This window comes from Chrysosporum bergii ANA360D, assembly GCF_029891735.1.
GTDB classification, from domain to species: Bacteria; Cyanobacteriota; Cyanobacteriia; order Cyanobacteriales; family Nostocaceae; genus Umezakia; species Umezakia bergii.
The window spans coordinates 1-7,604 of record NZ_JANQDH010000004.1; the positions used below are offsets into that span (position 1 = coordinate 1).

Below are 7,604 nucleotides of genomic sequence, written 5' to 3' on the forward strand. Positions count from 1 at the left end.
TACGGTCAAGGTGGATTTCCTAAACCCTATGGGGAGCAAGCTTTATGGAGTCCTAGTTACTTTCTGTATTCTGTTGGTGGTGCGCCACTTGAGGTGCTGAAGAAATATATCCAGAATCTAGAAAAGCCGTCCTAGAACGACGGGGTTTTCAACCCATTTTTTAGATAAATTAAATGAATGGTGTGGAATGTCTGACTTAATTTTGTTTTGGCATCGTCGTGATTTACGGATTTCTGATAACACAGGACTCAGTGCGGCTAGAGGACGGAGTGCAAAAGTGGTGGGGGTGTTTTGCCTTGACCCCCATATTTTAGAGGCTGATGATGTCGCCCCGGCTAGGGTAACATATATGATGGGCTGTTTAGATGCGCTAAAACAGCAGTATGCTAAACTGGGCAGCCAATTGTTAATACTTCGTGGTGATCCGGTGCAAACCATACCAGCTTTAGCGGAGGCTGTAAATGCTAAAGCGGTATTTTGGAATTGGGATGTAGAACCCTATTCTCAAACACGCGATCGCTTGGTGATGGATGCTCTCAAAGAAAAAGGGATTGAATTTCTCTCCCCAAGTTGGGATCAGATACTCCACTCACCAGAGGAAATTCGCACAGGCACTAAAAGTCCTTATAGTGTGTACAGTCCCTTTTGGAAAAATTGGAGTAGTAAACCCAAAGCTAAACCAGTAGAAACTCTAGAAAATGCCACCGGGTTAACAGAAACTGAACAAGAAATTGCCAAACAAGCAGGAGTAATTGAATTACCATTGGCTAAGGACTTAGGATTTATCTGGGAGCAAGAATTAATCATTGCGCCAGGAGAGGCCGCAGCACAAGAAAGATTACAGGAATTTCTAGCACATAGCATCACTGAATACCAAGAACAGCGTAACTTTCCCAGTATTGATGGCACATCCAGACTAAGTGCGGCTTTTAAATTTGGAGTTATTGGCATTCGTGCTGTGTGGCAAGCTACTTTAGAGGCGGGAGAACATACCCGCAGTTCTGAAGCAGAAGCAAGTATCCGCACATGGCAACAGGAACTAGCATGGCGAGAGTTTTATCAACACGCTATGTATAACTTTCCCCAATTAGCTCAAGGGGCATACCGAGACAACTTCAAAAATTTTCCTTGGCAAAATAACCCAGAACATTTTCAGGCTTGGTGTGAGGGAAAAACAGGTTATCCCATTGTGGATGCTGCCATGCGGCAATTAAATCAAACTGGTTGGATGCACAACCGTTGTCGGATGATTGTAGCTAGTTTTTTAACTAAAGATTTAATCATCAATCCCCAATGGGGAGAAAAATATTTTATGCAGAAACTCATCGACGGTGATTTATCTGCTAACAACGGTGGCTGGCAATGGAGTGCCTCTAGTGGTATGGACCCGAAACCGTTAAGGATTTTCAACCCAGCCAGTCAAGCACAAAAATTTGATCGAGAAGGGGAATATATTCGCCAATGGGTATCAGAATTAAGGTCTGTAGATGCAGAATATTTAGTAACTGGTAAAATTCCTGCTTTAGAACGTCATACCCTTGGCTATCCTGAACCAATTGTAGATCATAAGGTACAGCAAGCTTTATTTAAGAACAAGTACCAACAGCAAAAAGAAATGATGGGCTGATACCGTTTATAGTTCCTTGACTGGCAATCTAAGAAACATCAATAATTATGATATAGCGAATTTTGCCCAAGTGAGGCATATCTTTAGCGGGCAAGATGCCCGCAATACAAAAATTTTATCTCTCACGTGTCTAAGAAATGCTCTCATGTATTGCCCAACCTTTTTTTAATTTCCTCAGCGAGATTTTCTAAGGCCACTTCCACTTGTTCACCTGAGTTTAAATCCTTGAGAGATGATTTTTCTGCTGCGGCTTCCTCAGCCCCAACAATGACGCAGAATTGAATTCCTTGTTTGTCGGCTAATTGAAATTGTTTACCCAATGGACGTTTATCAAAATTAGTAATCACATTCAGCCCCGCCCGGCGCAGGTTTTGAGACACCTTTAAATAAATAGGCATTAAATCAGCCTGCATATTCACCACCATTACCTGGGCTGGTGTAGCAGATAAAGTATTAATAATACCAGCTTTTAATAACCGACTAATTAACCGAGTTAAGCCGATAGAAATACCCACACCAGGCATTTTTTCACCTAAAAAAGTTCCTACTAATTCTTCATATCTTCCCCCAGAACAAATACTACCTAAACTTTCATGTCCTAATAAAGTTGTTTCGTAAACAGTACCAGTGTAGTAATCAAGACCACGGGCAATAGATAAATCAATGGTAAAACGATGTTCAGAAACTCCCAAATTACGCACGCCAGTAATTACAGTTGCTAACTCAGTTACTCCCAATTTTAACTGGTCTGGTTCTGGTAAATTTTCCGCCAGATGATGGAGTTTATCTAATACTTGATCAACTGAACCATCAATACTAATAAAATCAATAATTTTTTGGGTTTGTTCTGGTATAATTCCCTCAATTGCTAAGGCTTGCTTAACTTTAGCTTCCCCAATTTTTTCTAAATTATCAATAATGCCAATACAAGACTTAATTTTATTGGCAGCAATTCCCACCGATTTAAAGAAACCAGTCAGAATTTTGCGGTTATTAATGCGGATGAGAAAATCACCAATGTTCACAGCTTCAAATATTTCCGTGATAATAGCCGGCATTTGAGCATCATAAAGTAAACTCAGTTCCCGACGGGCGATGACATCAATATCACACTGGCGGAACTGACGAAAACGCCCATCTTTTGCCCGTTCTCCCCGAAAAACTACATCCATTTGATAACGAGCAAAGGGAAAAGTTAATTCATTTAAGTGACGAGCAATATAAGCTGCTAAGGGAACAGTTTGGTCAAATTTTAAAGCCCTAGCTTCTGACCCGGTTTCTCCGGCTTTATCCTTCTCCGCTTGGCGATTGGGCGGTAGGATAGGTTCAATACCATAAATAATATTATCCCCTTGATTTCCCTTAGCTTGTAACACTTCTAAACGTTCCACAGCGGGTGTTTCAATGGGTGTAAAACCGTAGCTTTCAAACACGCGACGAATGATATCTAACAAATATAATTCTAAGCGCTTTTCACTAGGGAGAAATTCAGGAAAACCACTGGGATTGGAAAAATTTATTTTGTCGCCTTGAGCCATGCTTTTACCTTGTTAATGATCAGTTTACTTCATGGGGTATCAAACCACCAGGGGTCATGACTAGAGTCAGTTTTAATCAAAAATGCTTTTTTTCGCAGGAAGCGCTTGATGGCTGCTGGTCCCATGCGTGACCCACCTAGACCGGATAATTTAAAGGAATTTTTTTCTCCCTCATACATAATGGCAGTTAAAGCCGCATCATTAATACTGATAGCACCTGCGTTGATTTGCTCGGCCACTGCTAAAGCTTCTAGTTCGGTTTCAGCAAAGACCGCAGCACTTAGCCCATACATGGAGTCATTTGCTAAGTATATCGCTTCTTCTACGGTGGGAAATGGCATCACTGGCATAATTGGACCAAAAGTTTCTTCCGTCATTACTTTCATGGAATGGTTGACTTGGGTAATGACTGTGGGACGACACCACCAACCCCCGCCTAATTGTTCTATTTTACCGCCACAATGAATTAATGCGCCTTTTTCCACTGCATCTATTAAATGGTTGTTAATAATTTCCGCTTGTTTTTCAGATATGATGGGGCCGATTTCTCCGCTGTCAACGGTGGGATAAGCTAACTGCAAACTATGGGCTTTGGCTATCAGTTGATGATAAAATTCTTCATAGATGGATTCGGCTACATAAATTCGCTGGATGGACAAGCACGACTGCCCACTATTGACCACTGCACCCCATAAAATTGCTGAGGTGGCTAGTTCTAAATCAGCTGACTCTAAAACTATGGCAGGGTCTTTGCCTCCTAGTTCTAAAAAAGCTGGAATAAACCGCCTAGCTGCGGCTTCTGCTACTTTTAGCCCTGTGGCTACACTGCCTGTAAAGCATACTAAATCTACATTTTCTATCAGATGAGTACCTGTTTCTCCTGCTCCCTCAGTAAAACTTAATACATCTCGCAAAAAAGGAACGCTGCTCAAGGATGTCATTAGTGGGGCGACAAACCGGGGTGCAATTTCACTAGGTTTGACAATAACGGCACAACCAGCCAATAATGCGGGGATAGTATCAATTGTAGATAATAATAAGGGAAAATTCCAGGGGCTGATTACTCCTACTAGGGGGTAAGGTACTGATGTTTGTTCCAGGGCGATAAAGGGGATAGCTGTATTTTTGGCTGAATTTTGGAGTAATTCGGGCGCTAATCTACACCAACGGTCAATGATAGCTAGAAAGGAGTCTATTTCTAATACTGAAGCTGACAATCTCCCTGTATCACTTACCAAGGCTGCTGTTAGCTCTTCCCGATGGGATATTATGGCTTGTTTCCACTGCTGTAAGGCATAAATTCTTGCTTCTATACCCATCTTTTGCCAGTTAATTTGGGATCTGCGGGCGCGGTTACATTTGTGTATTAGTAATCTAGGGGGAGGAGGGAGGATAATATAATCATATTTTCCGGTGCGGGGGTTACGCACTTCAATTGGTTTAGTCATGAGTCTTTAGCTTTGGTTGTAATGTTTGCTCCCCCTGTTACAAGTTAAACTATGCCCAATGGGTTGGAGTTTTTCATGGTTTTTAGCTGCTTTTTTATTAAGTGTTTGCTGTCTAATTTGGGGTAAAAGTATAATTAGCTGTCAGTTTGGGGGTATGGCTCGCATGGCTGGAATAAAAGTAAATTATTTAACCTTGTACCATGGCAATTGCCTAGGACACTGGTGAAGCTAATCGCCTACCCAACTTAGCTTTTAAATTAAAGTTTCAATATTGATTATTATCATACACTCAGCTAAAATTAAAACTCTAGTTTTAATCTTCAAGACTTGCCATCTCAATTTTAATATCCTCTAATTGAGGGTTGATATGGGCAAATATTTTCAAACCAGCTAGTAGAGCAGTTGATATTTTTTTGAATTTAAGAGCATCTGGGCAAACTGGTTATTGTGGTGTTGAGTATCTTTAAAATTGCCTGTATTATTCCTGAAAGGGTGTGTAATTGCCCCCCAATGCTTCAACAATGGTGCGGGTGTTGGCTACCATCATTTTAATGTAAGAGTCTGCATCGCTGTTTTTTGCGCCCAGGGAGTCAGAGTATAATTGACGTGGTGCTATTTTTACACTAGCTTCTTTAGCCACGGTTTTAATTAAAGCCGGGTTAATTGTGGTCTCAGCAAAAATGGCGGGTACGCTGATTTTTTTAATCGATTCTACTAAACGCTGTACTGTTTGGGCGCTTGGTTGTTCTTCGGTGCTAATACCAATTAAAGTCCCAGCGATCGCAATATTATAGGCTTGACCATAATATTGAAAAGCATCATGGGTAGTAACTAAGTGGCGTTTATCTGGGGGAATAGTTTGAATTTGTTGATTAATCCAGTTATGCAGTTGCTGTAATTTATTAGTTAGTTGTGATGCTCTGTTAGTAAATTCTGCTTGATCTTGGGGGGATAATTTAATTAATTCATCCCGGATGACATTTACCATAGCGATCGCATTTTCTGCACTAGCCCAAACATGGGGATCTGGTACGGATTTTCCTTGATAGTCGTCTAACTGTAAAGGTTTAACAACTTCCCCCACTGGTATCTTCCGCACATCCTCACCGGCTGCATTAATTAAGTTAATCAGTCCTGGTTCTAAATTGTAGCCGTTATACAAAATCAAATCAGCCCTTTCTAAAACCCGACTGTCTGCTGGTGTAGGTTCATAAACGTGAGGATCAACTCCTGGTTGCAGAATATTAGTTAACTGAATTTCTTCTCCCCCAACTTCTTCTGTTAAATCAGCAATGATGGTACTAGTTGCAACTACTCGCGGCTGGTCATCCCTACGCACGGCGTTGTTTGCTTGATTGCAGCTATTCATAGAAAGCCCTAACAAAACTCCCACCAAAGCACACCAGCATAATCTAGCTTTTGATTGAGTAATTGCTTTCATCATGTTGTTAGACTTGTTTTCATAATTTTCTCATTTTTAGGTTAAACTATTCTCATATTCTTTTCATTTTTTTGTAATTCCCCAACATGATAACTGTGTACCCCATCCCAGACAACCATACGGCCACCACCGCAAGCATTAATATTGCCCATTTGGGGGTACATTACCGGACCACAGAAGCCTTAACAGATGTTAACTGTATTATTAAACCCGGTAAGATAACAGGAATTTTTGGACCCAATGGCGCGGGGAAAAGTACATTAATAAAAGCCATGCTGGGGTTAGTTCCACTCACTAGCGGTACAGTGCTATATGAACAAAAACCTTTAATGCAGCAACTAGACCGAGTAGCATACATACCACAGCGTAGCCAAATTGACTGGAGTTACCCCGCTACAGTTTGGGATGTAGCCATAATGGGAAGGGTAAAGAAAACAGGTTGGTTGCGTAATTTTTCCGCAATTAGTCGCCAAGAAACTAAAAACGCCCTCCAACGTGTAGAAATGCTGGTATACCGCCACCAGCCTATCGGAGAATTATCAGGGGGACAACAACAAAGAGTATTTTTAGCCAGGGCTTTGGCACAGCAAGCAGATATATATTGCTTTGATGAACCATTTGTAGGTATTGATCAAAAAACCCAAGCTGTGATTTTTGCAGTTTTCCATGAATTAGCTGCTGCTGGTAAAATTGTCTTGGTAGTTAGCCACGACCTAGGGGAATCAATCACCCACTTTGATGATTTAATTTTACTCAATCGTCAATTAATCGCCACAGGAGTGCGGGAGCAAGTCTTGACCAAAGAAAATTTAGATCGCGCTTACGGTGGTCAATTTCCGAGGATTATCAAAAAAATGGGTTGAAAACCCCGTCGTTCTACGACGGCTTTTCTTGATTCTGGATATATTTCCTCAGCACCTCAAGTGGCGCACCACCAACAGAAGACACAAAATAACTAGGACTCCATAAAGCTTGCTTCCCATAGGGTTTAGGAAATCCACCTTGACCGTATCTACGGCTAGACACACCTTTTAAAGCATTAACAATTTGAGATATTGAAAGTGTAGGTGGAAACTCAATGAGTGCGTAGATGTGATCTGATTCTCCGTTAAACTCTAGTATGTGGAAATCCATCTTTCAAGTACCTCTACAAATAATGTGTAAATTAGTTCAAGACTTTCATGTGTAAAAATTATTCTTCTATACTTAGTAACAGAAACCAAGTGTATTTTCAGGACTGAGATACTATGTCTTTCATGTCTTAAACCACTTGTCATTTTTGCTTAAACAGTGTAGAATTTATTTTAACAGACTAATGTTAGCACAAAGCATGAAAGCTAGATATCAGTACAGATTTTACCCCACAGACCAACAGCAACAGCAAATCTGGCTAGTAGGTTCCCATCTGTCAATTACTCGGAAATCCCTTTTAAGTTTCTCAGATTTAGCCTCACAAAAAGTTCTGAATTGCTGCCACCCTTGTTGGCTAATCGCCCTAGATAGTCTCCGGTTTTTGAGCATTCCTGACACATTCAAATCTTCCAAAACAA

The 7,604-nt window shown here is 40.9% G+C and carries 7 protein-coding genes and 1 pseudogene; 3 read left to right on the forward strand and 5 right to left on the reverse strand.

From position 1 onward, the window contains the following. Both NWP17_RS00455 and NWP17_RS00460 read left to right on the forward strand, forming a co-directional pair. The coding region (locus tag NWP17_RS00455; RefSeq protein ID WP_280652958.1) for a transposase at window positions 1-135 on the forward strand (135 nt) is incomplete at its 5' end. 52 nt (window positions 136-187) lie between these two features. Further along, window positions 188-1,627 carry an FAD-binding domain-containing protein gene (locus tag NWP17_RS00460; protein WP_280652954.1) on the forward strand — a complete coding sequence of 480 codons (1,440 nt, stop codon included), beginning with the start codon at window positions 188-190 and terminating at the stop codon, window positions 1,625-1,627. A 143-nt stretch (window positions 1,628-1,770) separates the two neighbouring features. Here NWP17_RS00460 and hisS read toward each other — a convergent pair whose 3' ends face one another. The 3 genes from hisS to NWP17_RS00475 all read right to left on the reverse strand — a co-directional run bounded on the left by hisS (window position 1,771) and on the right by NWP17_RS00475 (window position 6,054). Next, the gene (hisS, locus tag NWP17_RS00465) at window positions 1,771-3,165 is read right to left on the reverse strand and encodes a histidine--tRNA ligase (RefSeq protein ID WP_280652955.1); all 1,395 of its coding nucleotides are present in this window, start codon (window positions 3,163-3,165) and stop codon (window positions 1,771-1,773) included. Window positions 3,166-3,194: 29 nt separating this feature from the next. After that, window positions 3,195-4,613 carry an aldehyde dehydrogenase family protein gene (locus tag NWP17_RS00470; RefSeq protein WP_280652956.1) on the reverse strand — a complete coding sequence of 473 codons (1,419 nt, stop codon included), beginning with the start codon at window positions 4,611-4,613 and terminating at the stop codon, window positions 3,195-3,197. Between the two features lie 478 nt (window positions 4,614-5,091). Then, window positions 5,092-6,054: a metal ABC transporter substrate-binding protein gene (locus NWP17_RS00475; RefSeq protein ID WP_280652959.1), complete on the reverse strand. Its 963-nt coding sequence runs from the start codon at window positions 6,052-6,054 to the stop codon at window positions 5,092-5,094. Window positions 6,055-6,140: 86 nt separating this feature from the next. Between NWP17_RS00475 and NWP17_RS00480 the strand changes: the two genes are divergently transcribed. Beyond that, a complete protein-coding gene (locus NWP17_RS00480) occupies window positions 6,141-6,917 on the forward strand; it encodes a metal ABC transporter ATP-binding protein (protein WP_280652957.1) in 777 nt (258 codons plus the stop codon). Between the two features lie 13 nt (window positions 6,918-6,930). Here the strand turns inward: NWP17_RS00480 and tnpA are convergent. Together tnpA and NWP17_RS00490 are read right to left on the reverse strand one after the other, a co-directional pair. After that, window positions 6,931-7,331: pseudogene (tnpA, locus tag NWP17_RS00485) on the reverse strand (IS200/IS605 family transposase). Between the two features lie 79 nt (window positions 7,332-7,410). After that, window positions 7,411-7,604 (reverse strand): zinc ribbon domain-containing protein (locus NWP17_RS00490; protein WP_425332629.1); only part of this gene is annotated, 194 nt, incomplete at its 5' end.